The organism is Pantoea dispersa, from assembly GCF_019890955.1.
GTDB classification, from domain to species: Bacteria; Pseudomonadota; Gammaproteobacteria; order Enterobacterales; family Enterobacteriaceae; genus Pantoea; species Pantoea dispersa.
Window position 1 is genome coordinate 3,100,139 of record NZ_CP082346.1, and the last position, 22,693, is coordinate 3,122,831.

Consider the following 22,693-nt stretch of genomic DNA (forward strand, 5'->3'; position numbering starts at 1 on the left):
AGTTTAACGGAATGGGCCAGAGCCGCAAAGCGCCCGCAGCAGGGAAAAGCGCGACGCCGCGCTGGCGTCCAATTGCCGGCGCGATTTTGTGAGTTCGGTTGTAATTGCGGTGTAAACAGATTGATAAATTTCGTGCGCTGCTCTAAACCTTATCACTAACAGGTCAGACCTCTTACAACTTACGGAGCGGTTCATTATGTTGCTTGCCTCGATCATCGCGACGCTGGTGTTAATTAGCGCCCTCTTCTACCATCAGGTTTCACTGCGGCTCAGCAGTGCGATTGTGCTGCTGTGGACCGCGGCACTGGCCGCCACCGGCCTGTGGACGCCGTGGCTGCTGCTGCCGCTGGCCATTATTCTGCTGCCTTTCAACCTGCCGGCGATGCGCCGCAGCATGTTCTCTAAGCCGGCTCTGCACAGCTTCCAGAAGGTGATGCCGCCGATGTCGCGCACCGAAAAAGAGGCGATCGACGCCGGCACCACCTGGTGGGAAGGCGATCTATTTCGCGGCAAACCGGACTGGCAGAAACTGCACAACTATCCGCAGCCGCGCCTGACCGCAGAGGAACAGGCGTTTCTGGATGGCCCGGTGGAAGAAGCCTGCCGCATGGCTAACGACTTCGAAATCACCCATGAAATGGCCGATCTGCCGCCGGAGCTGTGGGCTTACCTCAAGCAGCACCGCTTCTTTGCCATGATCATCAAAAAAGAGTACGGCGGTCTGGAGTTTTCCGCTTACGCGCAGGCGCGTGTGCTGCAAAAACTGGCAGGCGTGTCCGGGATCCTGGCGATCACCGTCGGCGTGCCGAACTCGCTGGGCCCGGGTGAACTGCTGCAGCATTACGGTACCGATGAGCAGAAAGATCACTACCTGCCACGCCTCGCGCGCGGCGATGAAATCCCCTGCTTTGCGCTGACCAGCCCGGAAGCGGGCTCCGACGCCGGTGCCATTCCGGATACCGGCGTGGTGTGCATGGGCGACTGGCAGGGCCAGCAGGTGCTGGGCATGCGCCTGACCTGGAACAAGCGCTACATTACCCTGGCACCGATTGCCACCGTGCTCGGCCTCGCTTTCAAGCTCTCCGACCCCGATCATCTGCTGGGCGAAACCGAAGAGCTGGGCATTACCTGTGCGCTGATCCCGACCCACACGCCAGGCGTTGAGATTGGCAGACGTCACTTCCCGCTGAACGTGCCGTTCCAGAACGGGCCGACGCGCGGCAAAGATATCTTTGTGCCGATCGATTACATCATCGGCGGTCCGGCGATGGCCGGTCAGGGCTGGCGTATGCTGGTTGAGTGCCTGTCGGTGGGACGCGGCATTACCCTGCCGTCTAACGCCACCGGCAGCCTGAAAAGCCTGGCGCTGGCGACCGGTGCCTACGCGCACATTCGCCGCCAGTTCAAAGTCTCTATCGGTAAAATGGAAGGGATTGAGGAGCCGCTGGCGCGCATCGCCGGTAACGCTTACGTGATGGACGCGGCGGCGACGCTGATCACCAGCGGCATTATGCTGGGCGAAAAACCGGCGGTGCTCTCAGCGATTGTCAAATACCACTGCACCCATCGCGGCCAGCGCGCCATCATTGATGCAATGGATATCGCCGGCGGTAAAGGCATCATGCTTGGCGAGAACAACTTCCTGGCGCGTGCCTATCAGGGCGCCCCGATCGCCATCACCGTTGAGGGCGCGAACATCCTGACGCGCAGCATGATTATCTTTGGCCAGGGCGCAATCCGCTGCCACCCGTGGGTGCTGGAAGAGATGAACGCCGCCGCGAACAACGATCTCGTCGCCTTTGACCGCGCGCTGTTCAGCCATATCGGCCACGTCGGCAGTAATAAAGTGCGCAGCCTGTGGCTTGGCCTGACCGGCGGCCGCACCAGCGCTACGCCAACCCGTGACGCGACCCGCCGCTACTATCAGCAGCTGAATCGCCTGAGCGCCAACCTTGCGCTGCTGTCGGATGTGTCGATGGCGGTGCTGGGCGGCAGCCTGAAACGTCGCGAACGTATTTCGGCACGCCTCGGCGATGTGCTGAGTCAGATGTATCTGGCATCCGCCACGCTGAAACGCTATGACGATGAAGGCCGCAACGAGGCGGATCTGCCGCTGGTGCACTGGGGCGTGCAGGATGCGCTGCATCAGGCGGAAGTGGCGATGGACGATCTGCTGCGCAACTTCCCGAATCGCCTGGTTGCGGGTGCGCTGCGGCTGGTGATTTTCGCCGGCGGCAAACACTGCCCGGCACCGTCCGATAAACTGGATCATAAACTGGCCAAAATGCTGCAGCTGCCGTCCGCAACCCGCACCCGTCTGGGCCGCGGCCAGTATCTGACCCCGAGTGAGCACAACCCGGCCGGTCAGCTGGAGCAGGCGCTGCAGGATGTAATGGCGGCGGAAGTGATTCACGATCGTCTGTGTCAGCAGCAGAAAAAACACTTCTCCTTCACCCGGCTGGATGCGCTGGCCCAGCGCGCGCTGAAAGAAGGCTGGATTGACGAGAGTGAAGCGAAGGTGCTGACGCGGGCCGAAGCCAGCCGGCTGAAGTCCATTAACGTGGATGATTTTGCGCCCGAGGCGCTGGCGGTGGCCAAACCGGACAGCAAACCCAAACCGAGCGCCCGCCCCAGCGAAGCGGCGTAACCGTAAAAAGCCTCCAGCCGGAGGCTTTTTTTATGGCCTGCGGCAGCGGATAAGCGCACTCAGCGTCTGCGCCAGCCACGTTTAGACGTCTAAGCGTCTCGATTGCCAAGTGTTAACATCCTGTTTATAGTGGCTGCAGCACAAGGTTACTCCGCAACGACATTCGCGCTTAAGGCACCCGATAATGACGCAGCCCAACCTGATCCCCGAGAGCAAACTACCGGCGCTCGGCACCACCATTTTTACCCAAATGAGCGCCCTCGCCGCCCAGCACAACGCCATCAACCTGTCACAGGGCTTTCCCGATTTTGACGGCCCGCGCTATTTGCAGCAGCGGCTGGCACATCACGTCAGCGAAGGCGCTAACCAGTACGCGCCGATGATTGGCACCCTGCCGCTGCGCGAGGCAATCGCCGATATAACCGCAGACATGTACGGTCATCGGCCGGATATCAACAGCGACATCACCGTGACAGCGGGCGCGACCGAAGCGCTGTATGCCGCGATCACCGCGCTGGTGCGGCCGGGCGACGAGGTGATCTGCTTCGATCCCAGCTACGACAGCTATGCGCCGGCGGTTCAGCTGGCCGGCGGCGTGCTGAAACGCATCGCGCTGCAGCCGCCCGCTTTTCAGGTTGACTGGCAGGCCTTCAGCAGCCTGCTCAGCGCGCGCACCCGGCTGGTGATCGTCAACACGCCGCATAATCCGTCCGCCACCGTGTGGCACGCCAGCGACTACGCCGCGCTGTGGCAGGCGATTGCCGGACAGGAAATTTATGTGCTCAGCGATGAAGTCTATGAGCACATCTGTTTTGATGAGCAGGGCCATGCCAGCGTGCTGGCACATGCCGACCTGCGTCAGCGCGCCATCGCAGTCTCATCCTTCGGCAAAACCTTTCATATGACCGGCTGGAAAGTGGGTTACTGCATCGCTCCGGCGGCGATCAGCGCCGAAATCCGCAAAGTGCATCAGTATCTCACTTTTTCAGTGAATACCCCGGCGCAGTTGGCGATTGCCGATATGCTGCGCCAGCAGCCGGACCATATTGATGCGCTGCCGGCATTCTATCGCGCCCGGCGTAACCGCCTGACGCAGGCGCTGGCCGCCAGCCGGTTTAAGGTGCTGCCCTGTGCCGGCACCTATTTCCTGCTGGTGGATTACAGCGCCATTTCCGATTTGGATGATGTCAGTTTCTGCCAGTGGTTAACCCGCGAAGTGGGCGTGGCGGCGATTCCGCTGTCGGTGTTCTGCGCGGACCCTTTCCCCCACAAGCTCATTCGCCTGTGCTTTGCTAAACAGGAAGCGACGCTCGACGCCGCTGCGGAGCGTTTATGTCAGCTTTAAAACTTACCGTATTACAGGAAACCCTGATCTGGATGGATGGCGCGGCCAACCTGCGCCATTTTGATGAGGTGCTGCAGGGCTTGACGGGCCGCGATGTCATCCTGCTGCCGGAGATGTTTACCACCGGCTTCGCCATGGAGGCGGCGGCCAGTTCGCTGCCGCAGGATCAGGTAGTGACGTGGCTGCACGGTCATGCCAAAGCCCTGAATGCCCTGGTCGGCGGCAGCGCGGCGATTCAGAGCGACCAGGGCGCGGTAAACCGTTTCCTGCTGGTGGAGCCCGACGGCACGCTGCACCAGTACGACAAACGCCACCTATTCCGTATGGCCAGTGAGCACCAGCACTATGTACCCGGTGAAACGCGCGAGGTGTTCCACTGGCGCGGCTGGCGTATTCTGCCGCAGATTTGCTACGACCTGCGCTTCCCGGTGTTTTCGCGCAACCAGAATGATTACGATCTGGCGCTGTACGTTGCCAACTGGCCGGCACCGCGCGCGCTGCACTGGCAGGCGCTGCTGCTGGCGCGCGCCATTGAGAATCAGGCCTATGTAGCCGGGTGTAACCGCGTCGGCAGTGACGGCAATCAGCATCAATACAGCGGCGACAGCCGGATTATCTCGCCGCAGGGTGAGATCCTCGCGGCCGCTGAACCCTTCGCCCGCGCGCGCCTCGACGCCGAGTTATCACTGGAGGCGCTGCAGGACTATCGCGAACGCTTCCCGGCCTGGCGCGACGCCGATGAATATACGCTGAACCAATAAAAAACCCCGGCCAGGCCGGGGTTCGCGTTATTCACGTCAGTTGCTTAGAGATCGAACCGGTCGAGGTTCATCACTTTGGTCCAGGCGGCCACGAAGTCGTTAACGAACTTCTGCTTCGCATCGCTGCTGGCATAAACTTCCGCCAGCGCGCGCAGGATGGCGTTAGAACCAAACACCAGATCGGCGCGGGTGGCGCTGTACTTCACTTCTCCGCTCTGACGATCGCGGCCTTCGAACAGCTCAGCGCTCTCATCGGTGGCGCGCCATGCGGTGCGCATATCCAGCAGATTGATGAAGAAGTCGTTGCTCAGCACGCCCACGCGATCGGTAAACACGCCGTGCGCGCTGCCGTCGAAGTTGGTACCCAGCACGCGCAGACCACCCAGCAGTACCGTCAGCTCTGGCGCGCTCAGCGTCAGCTGTTGCGCTTTGTCCAGCAGCAGGGTTTCGGTAGAAGAACCGCCCTGCACGCGGCGATAGTTGCGGAAACCATCGGCCAGCGGCTGCAGTACGTTGAATGACTCGACATCCGTCTGGTCCTGACGCGCATCCACGCGGCCCGGCGTGAACGGCACCTGCACCGCGACACCTGCCGCTGCCGCCGCCTGCTCAATCCCGACGCTGCCCGCCAGCACAATCACATCCGCCAGCGACGCTTTACCTGACTCCTGCTGAATCTTCTGCAGCACCGGCAGCACATCGCGGGTGACGCTGGCGTTGACCGCCCAGCCGTTCTGCGGTGCCAGCGCCAGACGGGCACCGTTCGCCCCGCCGCGTTTATCGCCGCCACGGAAGGTGGAAGCGGACGCCCAGGCCGCAGAGACCAGCTGGCTGACGCTCAGACCCGAAGCGGCAATTTTCGCTTTCAGATCGGTGATGTCATCCGGCGTCGGCTGATGCGTGGCCTGCGGTAACGGATCCTGCCACAGCAGATCTTCCTTCGGCACTTCCGGACCGAGGTAACGCGCTTTTGGTCCCATATCGCGGTGCGTCAGTTTAAACCAGGCACGGGCGAAGGCTTCGTTGAACGCCTGCGGATCGTTGAGGAAACGACGCGAAATCTTCTCGAACTCCGGATCGAAACGCAGCGTCAGGTCGGTGACCAGCATGGTCGGCTTGCGTTTTTTCTCTGGATCGAACGGATCCGGGATAATCGCTTCGGCATCAACCGCTTCGAACTGAATCGCGCCCGCCGGGCTGTGCGTTTGTACCCACTCATATTTGAACAGGTTCTCGAAGAAGTAGTTGCTCCACTGCGTTGGGGTTTGCGTCCATACCACTTCCAGACCGGAAGTGATGGCATCAGCACCAGCACCGCTGCCGTAGCTGCTGTGCCAGCCCAGACCCTGCGCTTCCAGCGGCGAGGCTTCCGGATCGACGCCCACGTGGCTGGCCGCGGCGGCACCGTGTGTTTTACCCAGCGTGTGTCCGCCGGCAATCAGCGCGACGATCTCTTCATCGTTCATGCCCATGTTGCCGAAGGTGGCGCGAATCGCCGGGGCCGCCGAGCGCGGATCGCCGCTGGCTTCCGGGCCTTCCGGGTTCACGTAGATTAGGCCCATTTCCGTCGCACCGAGCGGCGCGTTTGCCAGGCTCTCCGGATGGCGGTGCGCCAGCCATTCGGTCTCATGTCCCCAGTCCACGTCCATGTCCGGTTCCCAGACATCTTCACGACCGGCACCAAAGCCAAAGGTGCGGAAGCCGGCGTTTTCCAGCGACACGTTACCGGCAAGAATGTAGAGATCGGCCCAGGATATTTTCTGACCATACTTCTGTTTCACCGGCCACAGCAGACGACGCGCTTTGTCGAGGCTGACGTTATCCGGCCAGGAGTTGAGCGGCGCAAAGCGCTGCTGGCCACGTCCGGAACCGCCGCGACCGTCGATGGTGCGGTAGGTGCCGGCGCTGTGCCATGCCATACGGATAAACAAGCCGATGTAGCTGCCCCAGTCGGCAGGCCACCAGGATTGCGAGTCGGTCAGCAGCGCACGAATATCGGCTTTCAGCGCGGCGTAATCCAGCTTGCTGAACTCTTCACGGTAGTTGAAAGTGTCACTGAGGGGGTTAGAACGGCTGGAATGCTGGTTTAACAGATCGACGCGCAGCATGTTTGGCCACCAGTCGCGGTTAGTTGTCCCGCTTCCGGCGCCACGCGCTAAAACGCTTTTCTCTTCCGATGCTCCATGATGAAAGGGGCATTTTCCTGAGGCGGCTGCATTATCATTATTTTCGGGCGTGCTCATTTCTCGGCTCCATTGGCTTCACGTTGTCCGGTTAAGATAACCGCACCGTGTTGCAGAATATATTTGGATGGACCGAAGGTTTTGATAGTTACTGGCTTTCAAGCGCGAGGTTTGTGATAGAGAGCACGAATTTAAGCGGGCCTGAGAGGGTATGAAGCCGGTACTGCAAGTCGCACAAGATTCGTAGCGGCGCGATTTATCGCGCAATAAATTGCGCCGCTACCAAAACGCAACCGTTGTTAAGCGGATTTACAATTTAACAGACAAGCATTGCGCCATTTATGGCGACCTGGATTAACTTCCGCGGTAGGTCGACCACGACCACGGGGAAATGAGGAACGGCAGGTGATAATGGCTGCCGGCGGTGCCAATCACAAAATCAATCTGCGCGCTGACGTACAGCGCATCACGCCCGTCGGCGGCGAAATAGTCACCGATCTCCGCGGTTAAGCGATAGTGGCCCGGCGCCAGCGGTTCAGGCGTGAGATCTTTGATGCGCCCGTCGCTGTCGGTTTCGCCCTCGGCCACCGGCAGCCAGCCCTCAGGGCTGTTCTGCTCCAGCGACATCGCGACGCCAATCGCCGGTTTGCCCAGCGCGGTGTCGAGAATATGGGTGGTGATGGTGCTCATGTAATGCTCTCCTTAAGCCGTAACAGGGTAATTTCCCGCAGCTGCGCCAGTGCTTCCTGCTGCTCAGTCTCTTCATCATTGTTGAGCCTGCGCTGCAATTCCGCCAGCATCTGTTCACCGCTGCGCCCTTTGGCGCGAATCAGAAACACCCGGCCGAAGCGCTGCTCATAGCGCTCATTACCGGCCAGCATCGCCAGCTGCAGCGCGCCGTTAGCCTGCTGCATCGCCGCCTGTTCCTGCTGCGACAGCGCGGCCTCTTTGCCCGCGCCCTGCGCTTTTTCGCCGATGCGCGGATGGGCGCTCAGCGCCTGCTGCAAGGCGTCACCCTGCCACGCCAGCGCCAGCTGTTGCGCCGTGGTGTACAGCGCCGTCAGGCTGGCGAACGGCCGCGCCGCCACCAGCGCCTGCTGCCAGGCGGGAATCGCTACGCAGTGGGCAATCGCCGCCTGCGCCTGCGCGGCGCTCGCCTGATTAAAATCGATCAGATCCATTTCCCGGCTCCTTTAGCTGCGCGCCAGATCGCACACCGCCTGCAGATAGGCCTGCACGCCGAGCGCCACATCGGCCACCTGCACCGATTCCGCCGGATGATGGCTGATACCGCGATGGTTACGCACAAACAGCATGCCCACCGGCCAGCGCTCAGCCATCGCGATCGCGTCGTGACCGGCTCCGCTCGGCAGCGCCAGACTGCGCCCCTGCACGATTTCTACCGCATGGCTCAGCGCCTGCTGCAGCCGCGTATCACAGGCGGTGGCCGCGATGCGATAGTACTCGTTAGCGCTGAAGCTGAGCCCGCGCCGCAACGCGATGGCTTCCGCCTGGGTCAGCAGGCTGGAGAGCAGACGTTCCAGCGGTTCATCCTGCGGTCCGCGCACGTCCAGCGACAGCTGCACCTCGCCGGGGATAACGTTAACGGCGCCCGGCAGACAGCTCAGTGTGCCCACCGTGGCCACCAGCTGCGCATCCTGATCCTGCGTGGCCTGTTCCACAAACACCATCCACTCTGCCGCTGCTGCCAGCGCGTCTTTGCGGTGCGTCATCGGCACCGTGCCGGCATGACCGGCCTCTCCGACAAAGCGGCAGTTAAGACGGCGCGCGCCGTTAATCGCCGTCACCACACCAAGCGCCAGATCGTCCTGTTCCAGGCACGGTCCCTGCTCAATGTGCAGTTCGAGATACGCCACAATGTCGCTCACCTCACGTGCCGCCAGGGGGATCAGCGCCGCGTCCAGGCCGAGGTCCTGCATCGCCTGCGCCACCGTAATACCGTTACCGTCCGGATGTGACACCCAGCTCTCCGGCCAGCTGCCGGTGAGGCCGCGGCTGCCAAGCAGCGTGATGCCAAAGCGCGTGCCCTCTTCATCGCCGAAGCCGACAATTTCAATCGCCAGCGGCAGGCGCTGCTGATGGTCGTGCAGCCACTGCACGGTTTCGATGGCGCTGAGCACGCCCAGCATACCGTCGTAACGTCCGGCGTTGCGCACGGTATCGAGGTGCGAGCCGAGCAGCAGCGCCGGTGCGCCCGGCTCCGCCGCTTCATAGCGACCGCAGATATTGCCGACCGCATCCTGCCAGGTGTGCATACCTGCCGCCTGCATCCACTCAGCAACGCGCGCGTTGGCGCGCACCTGCTCCGGCGACAGATAGACGCGGGTCAGCCCCTCTTCGCTCTCACTGATTGCTGCCAGCGCGTCACAGCGCGCCATCACCCGCGCCGCCGCTGACTGCGCCTCACCGGCGCTCATCAGGCTATGACTCATGCGTGGCTCCCGTAGTGGTCCCAGGCAGCCTGCAGCGCCGCCCCCTGAGTGGTGCGGAAACCGACGTGATTCAGCACGGACTCCAGCGCGCTCAGCGTCAGCATCACGCAATCTTTGCGCGCGTTGTAGCCCATGGTGCCGATGCGCCACACTTTGCCGTGCAGCGGACCGAACGAGGTACCAATCTCAATGCCGAAATCGTCCAGCATCAATTTGCGTACCTGGTCGCCGTTGATGCCCTGCGGGATCACCACGCCAAGCACGTTATTCATCTTGTGTCTGAGATCGCCAAAGGTTTCCAGCCCCATGCCCTGAATGCCTTTTAGCAGCGCATCACCGTGCAGCTTGTGACGCGCGATGCCGTTATCCAGCCCTTCCTGCAGGATCAGACGGGCACATTCGCGTGCGCCAAACAGCGCCGAGGTGGCTTCGGTATGATGGTTGAGCCGCTCCGGTCCCCAGTAATCCATGATCATGCCGAGATCGAAGTAGTTGGAGTAGATCATCTCGTCGACGCCATCCTGATGTGCGTCGGTGCGGATGCCCTGCTCCACGCACTTACGCTGGCGGATCACCGCTTCCATTTGCGGGCTCAGGGTGATCGGCGAGGTGCCGGACGGACCGCCGAGGCATTTCTGCATCCCGGCAGAGACCGCATCCAGCCCCCAGGCATCGGTTTCCAGCGGGTTGCCGCCCAGCGATGCGGTGGCATCGGTGTACAACAGCACGCCGTACTGGCGACAAATCGCACCGAGCTGCTCCAGCGGTTGCAGCATGGTGGTTGAGGTATCGCCCTGCACCGTCAGCAGCAGGCGCGGTTTGACTTTTTTGATCGCATCTTCGATCTGATCCGGGGTAAATACCTCGCCCCACGGCACCTCGATGGTATGGACTTCCGCGCGGCAGCGACGGGCAATTTCGCACAGCAGATGGCCGAAGCGGCCGAACACCGGCACCAGCACTTTATCGCCCGGACGAATCGCCGACAGCAGGATGGCTTCGATACCCGCGCGTGAGGTGCCATCAATCAGCAGGGTCCAGCGGTTTTCAGTGCGGAATACGCCACGGTACAGCGCCATCACCTCGTTCATATAGTGCGTCATCGCCGGATCGTACTGCCCAAGCAGCTGGCTCGACATGGCGCGCAGCACGCGCGGGTCGGCGTTGATCGGGCCCGGTCCCATCAGCAGACGCTGTGGCGGATTGATTTGCGAGAACTGGCTGATATCCATGAGGGGTTCCTTATTGTTCGGTTACAGACGCACGGTCGAAATAAACTGCTTCAGCTCGGCGGTTTGTGGGTTTGCAAACAGCGTTTTGCTGTCGCCCTGCTCCCACACGCGTCCCTGATGCATAAACACCACGCGGTCGCCCACGTCGCGGGCGAAGTTCATTTCATGGGTGACGAGAATCAGCGTCATGCCTTCGGCGGCCAGCTGCTCCAGCACTTTCAGTACTTCACCCACCAGCTCCGGATCGAGCGCCGAGGTGATTTCGTCACAGAGTAAAACTTTTGGCTGCATCGCCAGTGCACGGGCAATCGCCACGCGCTGCTGCTGACCGCCCGACAGGTTGGCCGGGTAGTAATTGAGGCGTTCGCCGAGCCCGACTTTTTCCAGCATCTGCGTGGCCAGCGTGCGGCACTCCGCCTCGCTCTTTTTCAGCACGCGGCGCGGTGCCAGCATCACGTTTTCCAGCGCGGTCATGTGCGGAAACAGGTTAAAGTTCTGAAACACCATGCCCACCGAGCGGCTGATTTCACGCGCCTGCGATTCACGATCGGTAATCGTCATGCCGCCCAGTTTAATGCTGCCTTCCTGATAGCCTTCCAGCCCGTTCATGCAGCGCAGCAGGGTACTTTTACCGGAGCCGCTGCGGCCAATAATGGAAATCACTTCGCCGTTGTCGATATCCAGATCGACCCCTTTCAGTACGTGGTTATCACCGTAGTACTTCTGGACCTGATTAATGGTGATGAGCGGCATTGAATTTTTTCTCCAGGTACTGGCTGTAACGCGACAGCGGATAACACATCAGGAAGTAACCGAGCGCCACCAGGCCAAACACCTTGAAGGGCTGATACGTCACATTGTTGAGAATGGTGCCGGCTTTGGTCAGCTCGACAAAGCCGATAATCGACGCCAGCGCGGTGCCCTTGATCACCTGCACGGCAAAGCCAACGGTCGGCGCGATGGCGATGCGGATAGCCTGCGGTGCCACCACGCGATACAGCGTCTGGCCAAAGTTCAGGCCGAGGCAGCGCGACGCTTCCCACTGCCCTTTTGGCAGCGCGCGAATGCTGCCGTACCAGATATCCAGTAAAAACGCGCTGGTATACAGCGTCAGCGCCAGCGACGCCGCCGTCCAGGGCGCGACGTCGATGCCGAACAGGCCAACGCCGAAGAAGGCAAGAAACAGCTGCATCAGCAGCGGCGTGCCCTGAAACAGCTCGGTATAACAGCGAATCAGGCGGGTGAGCCAGCGACGCTGCAGCAGACGCAGAAACAGCAGCGGCAGTGTCACCAGCGTGCCGCCGAAAAAGGCCACCAGCGACAGCAAAATCGTCCAGCGCGCCGCCAGCAGCAGGTTGCGCAGGATGTCCCAGTCAGTAAACGTTGTCATGCCGGCTGCGCTCCAAACCATTTGCGACCCAGCGCCAGCAGCAGCTGACGCATGGCAATCGACAACGCCAGATAGATCAGCGTGGTCACCAGATAAACTTCAAAACTCAAAAAGGTGCGCGACTGAATCAGGTTGGCGGCAAACGTCAGCTCTTCATAAGAGACCTGCGACACCACCGACGAGCCGAGCATCACAATGATGCACTGGCTGACCAGCGCCGGATAAATGCGCTGCAGCGAGGGCGGCAGCACCACGCGGATGAAGGTTTGCGTGCGGCTCAGCCCGAGCACGCGCCCCGCTTCCCACTGCCCGCGCGGCGTGACCTGGATACCGGCACGGATGATTTCAGTGCTATAGGCGCCAAGGTTAATCAGCATCGCCAGCAGCGCCGCTTCACCGGCCGTCAGTTTCAGCCCGAGATTAGGCAGACCAAACACGATAAAAAACAGCTGTACCACAAACGGCGTGTTGCGAATCAGCTCGACGTAGATGCCCCACAGGCGGCTGGCCCAGCCCGGTTTGCCGCTGCGCAGCGCCGCGCCGAGAATACCCAGTCCGACACCGCCCACCGTCGCCAGCACCGTAAGCTGCACCGTGACCCACAGTCCGGCCAGCAGCTCTGGCCAGTGCGGCCAGAGATCTGCAAAGTTAAGTTGCCCAATCATTGGCCGTTCCTGTTATGCGCCGAGGTTGGCAGGCAGCGGCGCTTTCAGCCACTCTTCCGACAGCTTGTTCAGCGTGCCGTCTTTAATACCCTGCTCAATCAGTGCGTTCACTTTCTCTTTCAGCGCTGGCTCATTCTTTTTCAGGCCGATAAAGCACGGTGAATCTTTCAGCATAAACTGCGGCACCGGGGCTTTTTCCGCGTTCTGGCGCGCAATCGCCGCGACCACCAGGTTACCGGTGGCGACATACTGCACCTGACCGGAGAGATAGGCGGACAGCGTGGTGTTGTTATCTTCGTAGCGCTTCACCTGGGCATCTTTCGGGGCGACATCGCTCAGCACCATGTCCTCTACCGCACCGCGCGTTACGCCAATCGATTTACCGCTCAGCGCCGCCGCATCTTTCAGCGTCTCGCCTTTCGGGCCGAACACGCCGAGGAAGAACGGTGCGTAGGCGCGGCTGAAGTCGATCACTTTTTCGCGCTCGGCGTTTTTGCCCATGCTGGAGATCACCAGGTCGACCTTGTCGGTCTGCAGATACGGTACGCGGTTGGCACTGGTCACCGGCACCAGCTGCAACTTCAGTTTCATCTGCTTCGCGAGGTATTTCGCCATGTCGATGTCATAGCCCTGCGGCTGCAAATCGGTACCGACCGAGCCAAACGGCGGGAAGTCCTGCGGCACCGCCACGCGAATCACGCCACGCTTCTGGATATCCTGCAGCTGATCGGCCATGGCGCTGCCTGCCTGCGCCAGCAGCAATGCTGCCCCTGCTACTGCCAGTAATACTTTGTTCATTATGCACCCCGGTGAGTTAATGGTGAAACAAAAGATTCTTGATAAATTGATTTGCAACTAATGTGCCAACCACAACGGGCAGCAAACGCAGCGGCTAAGCGGAGGATTTAAGGCGATTAAGGGCGCATCTTAACGGGGAGCACCCCGTTAGCAGACGCGATCAAAAAAGGTGCAAAGCACCAAAACGGTGCCCTTTAGCGGTGTTCCAGCTCGTCGAGCTGCTGGTAAAGATCGGCAATCTGATGAATGCGCTGACGCCCCTGCGACAGCATTTCGTGCAGTAGCGCGTTGGCCAGCAGGTTGATCAGGCTCATTGCCGAGGCGTAGCTGTCAAAGGCGGAAACGCTGTCGAGCGGTGCGCACAGCTGCCAGCGCGCCAGGGTGAGAATGCCCTGCGCCTGCGGTTCGCACAGCACCAGCACCGGGATGCCGCTCTGCTGCAGCTGCTGCATCAGTGGACGAATGATGCGTGGCCGGCGGCGAAACGCCATCACCACCACCACATCTTCCGGCGTCATGTCCACCAGCTCTTCGCCCAGCGTCTGGCCTGGCTGCGGCAACACCTGCACCTGAGCGCGCGCCTGCAGCAGCTGCTGACGCAGGTGCAGCGCCACCGGATACGCGTTGCGCATCCCAATGATGAACACCCGCCGTGCGGCGCCAAGCGCGGCAATCACCTCGCTAAACTGCCGGGCGTCAATGCTGTTGACCCACTGCGTCAGGTTCGCCATCTCCTGCTTGTAATGACGTGACAGCAGCGTGTTGCCCTGCACCGCATCGCGGTTATCGGTCAGCGGCATTCCGCTCTGGCGCAGGGTGCGCAGCTCATCACGCATGTCTTTGTATTTTTCATAGCCGAGGCGTTTGAACAGCCGGCTTACCGTGGCCTTTGATACGCCGCTGAGCCGCGCCAGCTCAGCGCTGTTATAGCTAATCAGATCATCAAAGTGGTCAAACACAAAGTCAGCAATGCGCTGCTCCTGCGGCGACAGTTGCGGATAGTGACTGCGAAGGCGTTCATCGAGCTGTTTCATCATCGGTCCTGTAACTTTCGTTTCATCACAAGCTAGCATAAATCGATCCAGGCTGGCGTAACACCAAAACTGGAACGGCTCTTGCTTTACCATTAGTACAGACTGGTAGCGGCGCAATTTGTTGCGCTTGTTTTCCCTATCCAGCGCGCCAAATCGCGCCGCTACCAAAGAATAATCCGGGAACAGTTCATTATGATTCAAAGCAATATGGCCCCGATGGGCATGGCGGTGACGCCACATCACCTTGCCAGCGAAAGCGCACTGGCGGTTCTGCGTGAAGGCGGCAACGCGCTGGAAGCCATGGTGGCCGCCGCGGCGACCATTGCGGTGGTCTACCCACACATGAATGGCCTCGGCGGCGACGGCTTCTGGCTGGTGGTGCCGCCCAGCGGCGATCCAATTGCTATCGATGCCAGCGGCGCCGCCGGCTCGCTGGCGCACCCCGACTTTTATCACGGTGAGAGCCATATTCCGCATCGCGGCCCTAAAGCGGCACTGACGGTTGCCGGCACCGTCAGCGGCTGGCAGGAGGCGCTGACGCTGGCGCACGAACTGGGCGCGACGCCGCTGCCGCTGAGCCGTTTGCTGCGCGATGCGATTCGCTATGCGGCCGATGGCATTCCGGTCACCGCCTCGCAGGCGGCAGCGACGGCGGCAAAACAGCATGAGCTGCAACATCAGCCCGGTTTTGCCGCCACCTTTCTGCCTGATGGCGCACCGCCCGCCGCCGGCAGTCGTTTTACCCAGCCGGCGCTGGCGCAGACGCTGAGCGTGCTGAGCGAGCAAGGACTGGAGAGCTTTTATCGCGGTGAGCTGGCGCACCATCTGGCGCGCGAAATGGGCGCGCTCGGCATGCCGATTACGCTGGACGATTTACACCGGCAGCGCGCCCGGCGCTGCACGCCGCTGCACCTCGCGCACAGCGAAGGCGATATCTGGAACATAACGCCGCCAACGCAGGGGCTGGTATCGCTGGCGATCCTCGGGATCACCGATCGTCTGGCGATGGCCGACGCCAGTGAAGCGCAGACGGTGCACCGCATCGTTGAAGCCACCAAACAGGCCTTTGCCTTGCGCGATCAACACATCACCGATCCGCGTCACATGGCGATTGATGTGCAGTCGCTGCTGAATGCCGATTATCTCGGCACGCTGGCCGCGCAGGTGCGGGACGATCGCGCCGCGCCCTGGGGCACCGGACGCGGACCGGGCGATACCGTGTGGATGGGGGTGATGGACAGCAGCGGCCTGGCGGTCTCCTTTATCCAGAGCATTTACCACGAATTTGGCAGCGGCGTCGTGCTGCCCGGCACCGGTATTACCTGGCAAAACCGTGGCGCGGCGTTCAGCCTGCAGCCGGATCACCTGCTGACGCTGGCACCGGGCAAACAGCCGTTCCATACGCTCAATCCAGCGGCGGCGCGCCTGAAGGATGGCCGCACGCTGGTGTACGGCTCAATGGGCGGTGATGGCCAGCCGCAAACCCAGGCAGCGATCTTTACCCGCTATGTCATTCAGAGCCAGCCGCTGCAGCAGGCGGTCAGCGCACCGCGCTGGCTACTTGGCCGCACGTGGGGCCAATCCTCGGACTCCCTCAAGCTGGAGGCGCGCATCGCGCCTGAAACCGTGCAGCAACTGCGCGCGCTCGGTCATGAGGTCGAACTGCTGGCTGAATACAGTGAAGTGGTGGGCCACGCTGGCGCCATCGTCAGACACAACAATGGCATGCTGGAAGGCGCGTTTGATCCGCGCAGCAACGGCAGCGCTGCCGGTTTTTAACGGAGACAATCATGAGTGCACAACCGGACTGGGCAACCTATATCGCCCAAATGGAACAGATTCTGGCGCTGGAGCTGGACGACACGCGCCGCGCCGAACTGCTGACGCAGTTTAACCGTATCGCCGCGATGGCGCAGCCGCTGATGGCGCTGCCGCTGGACGATCGCCTGGAAGTGGCGGGAGTGTTTCATCCATGACGCTGGCAGCCTTATCGATTAGCCAGCTGCAGCAGGCACTGGCGCAGGGCGATCTCAGCGCGCGCGACATCGCACAGCAGACGCTGGCCGCCATTGAACAGCATAACCCGGCCATCAACGCCTGGACCGCCGTCACCGCGCAGCGCATGCTGCGGGAAGCCGATCGGCTGGATCAGCAGTGTCAGCGCGGCGAGCCGCTGCCGGCGCTGGCTGGCATTCCCTATGCGGTAAAAAACCTGTTTGACGTCGCCGGTCACAGCACGCTTGCCGGTGCCAGCCTGTTCAGCGAGCGACCGGTGGCACAGCAGGATGCGTGGGCGGTCTCTCAGCTGCAGCAGAGCGGCGCGCTGCTCTCCGGCATGCTGAATATGGACGCCTACGCCTACGGCTTTACCACCGAGAACACCCATTATGGTGCCACCCGCAACCCGCGCGATCTGTCGCGCGTGGCCGGCGGTTCATCTGGCGGTTCCGCGGCAGCCGTCGCTGCCGGGCTGGTGCACTTTTCACTCGGCACCGACACCAACGGCTCGATTCGCGTGCCTGCTTCGCTGTGCGGCATTTTCGGCCTGAAACCTACCTTTGGTCGTCTGTCGCGCAGCGGCAGCCATCCGTTTGTCGCCAGCCTCGATCACATCGGTCCGTTTGCCCGCTCGGTGGAAGATTTGAGTCTGGTCTACGATGCGCTGCAGGGCGGCGACGCCAGCGATGCGTTTCAGGCGGCGCGCCCTGCGGAACCGGTCAGTGACAGGCTCTCTGCAGGCAGCGAAAAGCTGCGCAGCGCGGTACTGGGCGGCTTTTTTGCTGACTGGTGCAGCGATGAGGCGCGCGCGGCGGTGACGGTAGCGGCCAGCGCGCTCGGCGCGACAGAAGAAGTGACGCTGCCCCAGGCCGAACTGGCGCGCTCGGCCGCGTTTATCATGACCGCCGCGGAAGGCGGCAATCATTATCTGCCAGCGCTGCGCACCCAGCCAGAACGCTTTGAGCCGAATTCACGCGAACGCCTGCTGGCTGGCGCGATGCTGCCCGCCGCGTGGTATGTGCAGGCCCAGCGTTTCCGCCGTCACTTCCAGCAGCAGGTGCTGCCGCTGTTCGACCATTATGATGTGCTGATCGCCCCGGCCACGCCCTGTACCGCCACCACCATCGGCCAGGAAACCATCCACATCAACGGTCAGGATTTGCCGACACGCGCCAGCATGGGCATGCTGACGCAGCCGATTTCGTTCCTCGGCCTGCCGGTGTGTAGCGTACCGCTGCTCACCGCCAGCGGCTTACCAATTGGCCTGCAGCTGATTGCCGCGCCGTTTAACGAACAGCTGGCGCTGCGCGCCGCCTGGGCACTGCAGCAGCAGGGTGTGACGCTGCCACAAACCTCTTTTATGGATGCCTGAAGATGACACCTGAACATATCGATCGTCCGGCGATACTGGCTGAAGTCACCGCCGCGTTTTACCGCTACGAGCAGGCGCTGGTGAGCAATGATGTCGCCGTGCTGGACGAGTTGTTCTGGCACGATGCGCGTACGGTGCGACTCGGTGCCGGAGAGAATCTGTACGGGATTGACGAGATTCGCGCCTTTCGCGCGGCGCGTCCGTCAAAGGGGCTCGATCGCACGCTGCGCAATACGGTCATCACCACTTTTGGCGATGACTATGCGGTGTGCAGCACCGAGTTCACCCGCGAGGGCGTAGAAAAGATCGGCCGTCAGCAGCAGACCTGGGTACGGCTGCCGTGCGGCTGGCGCATCGTGGCAGCGCAGGTGAGTTTGATGAGCTGAGCGGACGCGAGTGTTGCCCTCTCCTGGCAAGAGAGGGCACACATCAGTGAAAGGTAAGGCCGCTCAGGCAGCCGGATGCGTCTTCATCCAGTGATCGGCAATCTGCTGACGCGTGCACACCCACACCTTGTCGTGCTGCTGAATATGGTCGAGGAAACGCTGCAGCGCGCGGAATTTCCCCGGACGCCCCAGCAGACGGCAGTGCATGCCAATCGACATCATCTTCGGCGCCGTCGCGCCCTCTTCATACAGTACATCAAAGGTATCGCGCAGATAGGTATAGAACTGCTCGGCGGTGTTGAATCCCTGCGGCGTGGCGAAGCGCATATCGTTGCACTCCAGCGTATAGGGAATGATCAGATGCGGCTTCACCGTGCCGTCCTGACAGGTGACCTGCGTCCAGAACGGCAGATCGTCACCGTAGTAATCGCTGTCGTAGCTGAAGCCGCCCTGCTCGACCACCAGCCGCCGCGTATTGGGGCTGTCGCGCCCGGTATACCAGCCGGTGGGTGCTTTACCGAATAGCTCGGTGAGCACGTCCACTGCCTGCTGCATGTGCTGACGCTCGGTTTTGGCATCCATCCCCTGATAGTGAATCCAGCGCCAGCCGTGGCTGACCACATCGTAATCGGCGGCTTTGATGGCCTCGACAATCTGCGGGTGCCGCGCCAGCGCCATCGCGACGCCAAAGATGGTCAGCGGCAGGCCGCGCTGCTGAAACTCCTGATGGATGCGCCAGAAACCGGCACGCGAGCCGTACTCATACAGGGAATCCATCGACATGTGGCGATCGGCATAGCTGGCGGCACCGATGATGTCGGAGAGAAACTGCTCAGAGCCCGCGTCACCGTGCAGCACATTGTTTTCAGCGCCCTCTTCATAATTGAGCACGAACTGCACCGCCACCCGCGCCTCACCCGGCCACTGCGCGTGCGGCGGCTGGCCCGCATAGCCAATCAGATCGCGCGGATAATTTTTGTTGAAGCTGTACTCTTTCTTTTCAGATACATCACTCATTCTGCAAGTTCCTGTCATCAGTCCTCAACCAGCCCTTAGTTTAGGTGCTGAAATGCCGCGCTGAGCGGTTTTTTAATCGGGTAAGCCAGATCGCCGTGTTTGCTGGTACCAAAGCCCAGCGCCAGTAATGACTCGACCATTTTCACCGCCGCACTGACGCCATCAATCACCGGCAGGCCCAGTTCTTTAGTCAGATCCTGCGCCAGCGACGCCATGCCGCCGCAGCCCAGCACAATCGCCCCGCTGCCATCTTCACGTTTCGCCTGCAGACAGCGCTCACGCACTTTCTCCTGCGCGACGCCGCTGCCGTCCTCAAGCGCCAGCACCGGCAGGTCAATGGCGTGCAGCGCGGCACAGTGATGGCTGAATCCGTATTGCTGCAGCAGATGGCGGGCGATCACCAGCGTGCGCGGCAGCGTGGTGACAATCGAAAAGCGCGTCGCCACCAGCGTCGCGGTGTGCATCGCCGCTTCGGCAATGCCAATCACCGGTCCGCTCGCCAGTTCGCGCGCCGCCAGCAGTCCCGGATCGCCAAAGCAGGCGATGATGTGGCCGCTGACGCCCTGCTCTTTGCCGCGTTTTACCTGTTCCAGCACGCCCACCGCGGCAATCGCTTCATCAAAGTGCCCTTCAATGGAGGGCACGCCCTCGCTCGGGCACACCGCCAGAATCTCCGTGCCAGGCGCGGCCACGGCGCGTGCCGCTGCGCCGATGGTCGCCGTCATGGCGGCGCTGGTATTCGGGTTGATCACCTGGATCAGGCTCATGATGCCGCTCCTTTATGACCGGCAAATAACCGGGTGAAATCAGGCAGGGTTTCGCCGCTGCGTTCAAAGTGCAGGCTGGCGACGATATGTTCGAAGTGATGCTGCAGCGCCGTGGTTAACGCCGGCAGATCGTTTTGCCGCAGCAGATCCACCAGCCGATCGTGATGATCGCAACGACAGCCGCGCTGCCAGGGGGCACCGTAAGCGGCGATCACCAGTGAGGAGCGCTGCGTCAGGCGCGTCACCATGTCAGTCAGCACCTGGTTGCCGGAAATCGCCTGCAGTTGGATATGAAAAGCCGCAGACAGACGGATGGCGGCGGCCCCGTCGTGCTGCTGGTGCGCCTGCTGCTCGTCGGCAATTAAGCCACTCAGCGCGGCGAGATGCGGCGGCTGCAGATGCGCCAGCACCGCCGGCAGATTGGCGCACTCCAGCAGGCTACGCGTGGCGAAGATGTCGCGCGCTTCCTCCACGCCCGGCGTCGCCACCTGTGCACCACGTCTGGGCGACAGGGTGATCATTTGCACCGCCGCGAGGCGCTGCAGCACCTTACGAATGCCGGTACGGCTGACGCCAAACACCTCCGACAGCGCCTCTTCCGGCAATTTGCTGCCCGGCGGCAGCTGGTGCTCCACGATGGCGTTCAGCAACGCCTGATAGATAGGTTCGTCTCTGTCATTCAGATCGGCAGCCGTTTTCAGGCCTGTTTCACTCTTCATTACCCGCTCCGGCAAGTGACTGTATGCAGACATCGTATACGTGAAATTCATTTTTTGTATACAAGAAATCAATTCTGGCCTGGATCCTGCAATACCGTTTCACGCTGTCATTATTTTTCCATGAAGTTAAGAGGAGCAGGTTTCATGCCAAATCATTCTGAAGTGACCTCTGCGGTGGCCTCTGAAGCCAACGCCCATTACAGCCCGCGTCTGTGTAACGACGACCTGGCGCCGACCCGCAACCAGAGCTGGTCGTGGTACAACATTTTTTCGTTCTGGATGTCGGACGTGCACAGCATGGGCGGCTATGTGGTGGCGGCCAGCTTCTTCACCCTCGGTCTGGCCAGCTGGCAGGTGCTGCTGTGTCTGCTGGTGGGAATTTGCATCGTGCAGCTGTGCGCTAACCTGGTAGCAAAGCCGAGCCAGATGGCCGGCGTGCCTTATGCAGTGATTTCGCGTCAGGCATTTGGCGTGTTCGGGGCCAACATCCCGGCGGTGATTCGCGGGCTGATCGCCTTCGCCTGGTACGGCATTCAGACCTATCTGGCGGCGAATGCGCTGATGCTGGTGCTGCTGAAGTTCTACCCGTCGTTAAGCAGCATGACGCAGAGCAGCTGGCTCGGCCTGTCGCAGCTTGGCTGGTGCTGTTTCGGCGTCATGTGGCTGCTGCAGGCGATGGTGTTCTGGCACGGCATGAGCGCGATCAAACGCTTTATCGATATCGCCGGTCCGGCGGTCTACGTGGTGATGGTGGCGCTGGCGGGCTGGATTGTATACAAAACCGGTTTTGACGGTATCTCCTTCACCCTCGCCAGTAAATCACTGAGCGCGGGCGAGCAGACCTGGCAGATGATTACCGCGACCGCGCTGGTGGTCTCTTATTTCTCCGGTCCGCTGCTCAACTTTGGTGACTTCTCGCGCTACGGCAAAAGCATGGGTGAGATTCGCCGCGGCAACCGCTGGGGCCTGCCGTTCAACTTCCTGCTGTTTTCGATTGTGACCGTGGTCATTGTCTCGGGTACTCAGTCGCTGTTTGGCAAAATGATCACCGACCCGATCGAAACCGTGAGCATGGTAGGCAACGATGTGGCGGTCGCTATCGGGCTGCTGACTATGATTACCGCCACCATCGGCATCAATATCGTGGCGAACTTCGTTTCGCCAGCATTTGATTTCTCTAACTGCTCACCGCAGAAGATCAGCTTCCGCGCCGGTGGCATGATTGCCGCCGTGGGTTCAGTGCTGTTGACGCCGTGGAATCTGTTCCAGTCGCCGGAGCTGATTCACTACACGCTGGATGTGCTGGGATCGTTTATCGGGCCACTGTTTGGCATTCTGATCGCCGATTTCTACCTGATCAAACGCAGCAAGGTATACGTTGATGACTTGTTCAACGATACGCCAAAAGGCCGCTACTGGTACCGCGGCGGTTTCAATCCGAAAGCGATTGCTGCACTGCTGCCTTCCGTTGGCATTTGTCTGGTGATTAGCTTTATTCCGTCCCTGCACGCAGTGGCAAACTTCAGCTGGTTCATCGGCGTGGCGCTGGGCGCTGGCTGCTACCGCTGGCTGGCGCGCACTGAACGTGAGGTGCCGCAAGCCACCTATCGTGCGGAAGTGGCGGTACAGAAGGATTAATGCGCTGACGGTCGCCATGAATGGCGACCGTACGCCAGATGGGTATGATTTAGAAAAGCAAAAAGCCGATGCATTGCTGCATCGGCTTCTTTAAAGAGATTGGCGGAACGGACGGGGCTCGAACCCGCGACCCCCTGCGTGACAGGCAGGTATTCTAACCAACTGAACTACCGCTCCGCGCTTTGTTCCCCGTCGGGAACGAGGCGCATATTAATGGCAGCCTCATCCCTCGTCAACGCTTTTTGCAGGGGAATCTCTCGTTTGCCGGTTTTTTCAGCTTAACGACGC

21 protein-coding genes and 1 tRNA gene are annotated in these 22,693 nt (G+C 61.1%); 8 read left to right on the forward strand and 14 right to left on the reverse strand.

Going from position 1 to position 22,693, the window contains the following annotated elements; translation table 11 throughout:
* Positions 1 to 196: 196 nt before the first annotated feature.
* The 3 genes from fadE to K7H94_RS14610 all read left to right on the forward strand — a co-directional run bounded on the left by fadE (position 197) and on the right by K7H94_RS14610 (position 4,753).
* A complete protein-coding gene (gene fadE, locus K7H94_RS14600) occupies positions 197 to 2,647 on the forward strand; it encodes an acyl-CoA dehydrogenase FadE (protein WP_222951242.1) in 2,451 nt (816 codons plus the stop codon).
* Between the two features lie 184 nt (positions 2,648 to 2,831).
* Positions 2,832 to 3,992, forward strand: coding sequence for a pyridoxal phosphate-dependent aminotransferase (locus tag K7H94_RS14605; RefSeq protein WP_222951243.1), 1,161 nt, complete (start codon positions 2,832 to 2,834; stop codon positions 3,990 to 3,992).
* Positions 3,980 to 4,753, forward strand: coding sequence for an amidohydrolase (locus K7H94_RS14610; protein WP_222951244.1), 774 nt, complete (start codon positions 3,980 to 3,982; stop codon positions 4,751 to 4,753). Before K7H94_RS14605 ends, K7H94_RS14610 begins: the two co-directional genes overlap by 13 nt.
* A gap of 44 nt (positions 4,754 to 4,797) precedes the next feature.
* On the opposite strand, the gene katG is transcribed toward K7H94_RS14610, so the two are convergent.
* The 10 genes from katG to hpxU form a co-directional block, all read right to left on the reverse strand.
* Positions 4,798 to 6,996 carry a catalase/peroxidase HPI gene (katG, locus tag K7H94_RS14615; protein WP_215786497.1) on the reverse strand — a complete coding sequence of 733 codons (2,199 nt, stop codon included), beginning with the start codon at positions 6,994 to 6,996 and terminating at the stop codon, positions 4,798 to 4,800.
* 294 nt (positions 6,997 to 7,290) lie between these two features.
* A complete protein-coding gene (gene uraH / locus K7H94_RS14620; protein WP_058758020.1) occupies positions 7,291 to 7,626 on the reverse strand; it encodes a hydroxyisourate hydrolase in 336 nt (111 codons plus the stop codon).
* Positions 7,623 to 8,117 carry a 2-oxo-4-hydroxy-4-carboxy-5-ureidoimidazoline decarboxylase gene (uraD, locus tag K7H94_RS14625; RefSeq protein ID WP_222951245.1) on the reverse strand — a complete coding sequence of 165 codons (495 nt, stop codon included), beginning with the start codon at positions 8,115 to 8,117 and terminating at the stop codon, positions 7,623 to 7,625. Before uraD ends, uraH begins: the two co-directional genes overlap by 4 nt.
* Positions 8,118 to 8,129: 12 nt before the next feature.
* Positions 8,130 to 9,389 (reverse strand): allantoate amidohydrolase, encoded by a 1,260-nt coding sequence (hpxK, locus tag K7H94_RS14630; protein ID WP_222951246.1) that lies wholly within the window; start codon positions 9,387 to 9,389, stop codon positions 8,130 to 8,132.
* Complete coding sequence (locus tag K7H94_RS14635; protein ID WP_058781166.1) at positions 9,386 to 10,621, reverse strand: pyridoxal-phosphate-dependent aminotransferase family protein; 1,236 nt, start codon at positions 10,619 to 10,621, stop codon at positions 9,386 to 9,388. The genes hpxK and K7H94_RS14635 overlap by 4 nt, the downstream gene beginning before the upstream one ends.
* Positions 10,622 to 10,642: 21 nt before the next feature.
* Complete coding sequence (locus K7H94_RS14640; RefSeq protein WP_021507294.1) at positions 10,643 to 11,374, reverse strand: amino acid ABC transporter ATP-binding protein; 732 nt, start codon at positions 11,372 to 11,374, stop codon at positions 10,643 to 10,645.
* Positions 11,355 to 12,011, reverse strand: coding sequence for an amino acid ABC transporter permease (locus tag K7H94_RS14645; RefSeq protein WP_021507295.1), 657 nt, complete (start codon positions 12,009 to 12,011; stop codon positions 11,355 to 11,357). The genes K7H94_RS14640 and K7H94_RS14645 overlap by 20 nt, the downstream gene beginning before the upstream one ends.
* A complete protein-coding gene (locus tag K7H94_RS14650) occupies positions 12,008 to 12,676 on the reverse strand; it encodes an amino acid ABC transporter permease (protein ID WP_021507296.1) in 669 nt (222 codons plus the stop codon). The genes K7H94_RS14645 and K7H94_RS14650 overlap by 4 nt, the downstream gene beginning before the upstream one ends.
* 12 nt (positions 12,677 to 12,688) lie before the next feature.
* Positions 12,689 to 13,474, reverse strand: a complete 786-nt coding sequence (locus K7H94_RS14655; protein WP_031279673.1) for a transporter substrate-binding domain-containing protein — start codon at positions 13,472 to 13,474, stop codon at positions 12,689 to 12,691.
* 194 nt (positions 13,475 to 13,668) lie between these two features.
* The gene (gene hpxU, locus K7H94_RS14660) at positions 13,669 to 14,508 is read right to left on the reverse strand and encodes a MurR/RpiR family transcriptional regulator HpxU (RefSeq protein WP_021507298.1); all 840 of its coding nucleotides are present in this window, start codon (positions 14,506 to 14,508) and stop codon (positions 13,669 to 13,671) included.
* Between the two features lie 192 nt (positions 14,509 to 14,700).
* On the opposite strand from hpxU, the gene K7H94_RS14665 reads away from it, so the two are divergent.
* Genes K7H94_RS14665 through hpxZ form a run of 4 tightly spaced genes read left to right on the forward strand, consistent with a single transcriptional unit; the run spans position 14,701 to position 18,264 of the window.
* Positions 14,701 to 16,287: a gamma-glutamyltransferase family protein gene (locus K7H94_RS14665; RefSeq protein WP_222951247.1), complete on the forward strand. Its 1,587-nt coding sequence runs from the start codon at positions 14,701 to 14,703 to the stop codon at positions 16,285 to 16,287.
* A gap of 11 nt (positions 16,288 to 16,298) precedes the next feature.
* Positions 16,299 to 16,484 carry an oxalurate catabolism protein HpxX gene (hpxX, locus tag K7H94_RS14670; RefSeq protein WP_010616983.1) on the forward strand — a complete coding sequence of 62 codons (186 nt, stop codon included), beginning with the start codon at positions 16,299 to 16,301 and terminating at the stop codon, positions 16,482 to 16,484.
* Positions 16,481 to 17,878, forward strand: coding sequence for an AtzE family amidohydrolase (locus tag K7H94_RS14675; protein WP_222951248.1), 1,398 nt, complete (start codon positions 16,481 to 16,483; stop codon positions 17,876 to 17,878). The genes hpxX and K7H94_RS14675 overlap by 4 nt, the downstream gene beginning before the upstream one ends.
* A 2-nt stretch (positions 17,879 to 17,880) precedes the next feature.
* Positions 17,881 to 18,264: an oxalurate catabolism protein HpxZ gene (gene hpxZ, locus K7H94_RS14680; RefSeq protein ID WP_058769325.1), complete on the forward strand. Its 384-nt coding sequence runs from the start codon at positions 17,881 to 17,883 to the stop codon at positions 18,262 to 18,264.
* A 63-nt stretch (positions 18,265 to 18,327) separates the two neighbouring features.
* Here the strand turns inward: hpxZ and puuE are convergent, their stop codons facing one another.
* Genes puuE through K7H94_RS14695 form a run of 3 tightly spaced genes read right to left on the reverse strand, consistent with a single transcriptional unit; the run spans position 18,328 to position 20,767 of the window.
* A complete protein-coding gene (gene puuE / locus K7H94_RS14685) occupies positions 18,328 to 19,281 on the reverse strand; it encodes an allantoinase PuuE (RefSeq protein WP_021507302.1) in 954 nt (317 codons plus the stop codon).
* 35 nt (positions 19,282 to 19,316) lie between these two features.
* The gene (gene hpxA, locus K7H94_RS14690) at positions 19,317 to 20,048 is read right to left on the reverse strand and encodes an allantoin racemase (protein WP_150058542.1); all 732 of its coding nucleotides are present in this window, start codon (positions 20,046 to 20,048) and stop codon (positions 19,317 to 19,319) included.
* A complete protein-coding gene (locus K7H94_RS14695) occupies positions 20,045 to 20,767 on the reverse strand; it encodes a GntR family transcriptional regulator (protein WP_058769324.1) in 723 nt (240 codons plus the stop codon). The genes hpxA and K7H94_RS14695 overlap by 4 nt, the downstream gene beginning before the upstream one ends.
* 144 nt (positions 20,768 to 20,911) lie before the next feature.
* Between K7H94_RS14695 and K7H94_RS14700 the strand changes: the two genes are divergently transcribed.
* Entirely contained in the window at positions 20,912 to 22,405 is a 1,494-nt protein-coding gene (locus K7H94_RS14700) for an NCS1 family nucleobase:cation symporter-1 (protein WP_222951249.1), read from the forward strand.
* Positions 22,406 to 22,505: 100 nt separating this feature from the next.
* Here the strand turns inward: K7H94_RS14700 and K7H94_RS14705 are convergent.
* Positions 22,506 to 22,582: transfer RNA gene (locus K7H94_RS14705), tRNA-Asp, on the reverse strand.
* Between the last annotated feature and the right edge of the window lie 111 nt (positions 22,583 to 22,693).

What these genes read in the sequence shown, in the direction of transcription:
- fadE (WP_222951242.1), top strand. Translation starts at nt 197, where the DNA reads ATGTTGCTTGCCTCGATCATCGCGACGCTGGTGTTAATTAGCGCCCTC.
- K7H94_RS14605 (WP_222951243.1), top strand. Translation starts at nt 2,832, where the DNA reads ATGACGCAGCCCAACCTGATCCCCGAGAGCAAACTACCGGCGCTCGGC.
- K7H94_RS14610 (WP_222951244.1), top strand. Translation starts at nt 3,980, where the DNA reads ATGTCAGCTTTAAAACTTACCGTATTACAGGAAACCCTGATCTGGATG.
- katG (WP_215786497.1), bottom strand. Translation starts at nt 6,996, where the DNA reads ATGAGCACGCCCGAAAATAATGATAATGCAGCCGCCTCAGGAAAATGC.
- uraH (WP_058758020.1), bottom strand. Translation starts at nt 7,626, where the DNA reads ATGAGCACCATCACCACCCATATTCTCGACACCGCGCTGGGCAAACCG.
- uraD (WP_222951245.1), bottom strand. Translation starts at nt 8,117, where the DNA reads ATGGATCTGATCGATTTTAATCAGGCGAGCGCCGCGCAGGCGCAGGCG.
- hpxK (WP_222951246.1), bottom strand. Translation starts at nt 9,389, where the DNA reads ATGAGTCATAGCCTGATGAGCGCCGGTGAGGCGCAGTCAGCGGCGGCG.
- K7H94_RS14635 (WP_058781166.1), bottom strand. Translation starts at nt 10,621, where the DNA reads ATGGATATCAGCCAGTTCTCGCAAATCAATCCGCCACAGCGTCTGCTG.
- K7H94_RS14640 (WP_021507294.1), bottom strand. Translation starts at nt 11,374, where the DNA reads ATGCCGCTCATCACCATTAATCAGGTCCAGAAGTACTACGGTGATAAC.
- K7H94_RS14645 (WP_021507295.1), bottom strand. Translation starts at nt 12,011, where the DNA reads ATGACAACGTTTACTGACTGGGACATCCTGCGCAACCTGCTGCTGGCG.
- K7H94_RS14650 (WP_021507296.1), bottom strand. Translation starts at nt 12,676, where the DNA reads ATGATTGGGCAACTTAACTTTGCAGATCTCTGGCCGCACTGGCCAGAG.
- K7H94_RS14655 (WP_031279673.1), bottom strand. Translation starts at nt 13,474, where the DNA reads ATGAACAAAGTATTACTGGCAGTAGCAGGGGCAGCATTGCTGCTGGCG.
- hpxU (WP_021507298.1), bottom strand. Translation starts at nt 14,508, where the DNA reads ATGAAACAGCTCGATGAACGCCTTCGCAGTCACTATCCGCAACTGTCG.
- K7H94_RS14665 (WP_222951247.1), top strand. Translation starts at nt 14,701, where the DNA reads ATGATTCAAAGCAATATGGCCCCGATGGGCATGGCGGTGACGCCACAT.
- hpxX (WP_010616983.1), top strand. Translation starts at nt 16,299, where the DNA reads ATGAGTGCACAACCGGACTGGGCAACCTATATCGCCCAAATGGAACAG.
- K7H94_RS14675 (WP_222951248.1), top strand. Translation starts at nt 16,481, where the DNA reads ATGACGCTGGCAGCCTTATCGATTAGCCAGCTGCAGCAGGCACTGGCG.
- hpxZ (WP_058769325.1), top strand. Translation starts at nt 17,881, where the DNA reads ATGACACCTGAACATATCGATCGTCCGGCGATACTGGCTGAAGTCACC.
- puuE (WP_021507302.1), bottom strand. Translation starts at nt 19,281, where the DNA reads ATGAGTGATGTATCTGAAAAGAAAGAGTACAGCTTCAACAAAAATTAT.
- hpxA (WP_150058542.1), bottom strand. Translation starts at nt 20,048, where the DNA reads ATGAGCCTGATCCAGGTGATCAACCCGAATACCAGCGCCGCCATGACG.
- K7H94_RS14695 (WP_058769324.1), bottom strand. Translation starts at nt 20,767, where the DNA reads ATGAAGAGTGAAACAGGCCTGAAAACGGCTGCCGATCTGAATGACAGA.
- K7H94_RS14700 (WP_222951249.1), top strand. Translation starts at nt 20,912, where the DNA reads ATGCCAAATCATTCTGAAGTGACCTCTGCGGTGGCCTCTGAAGCCAAC.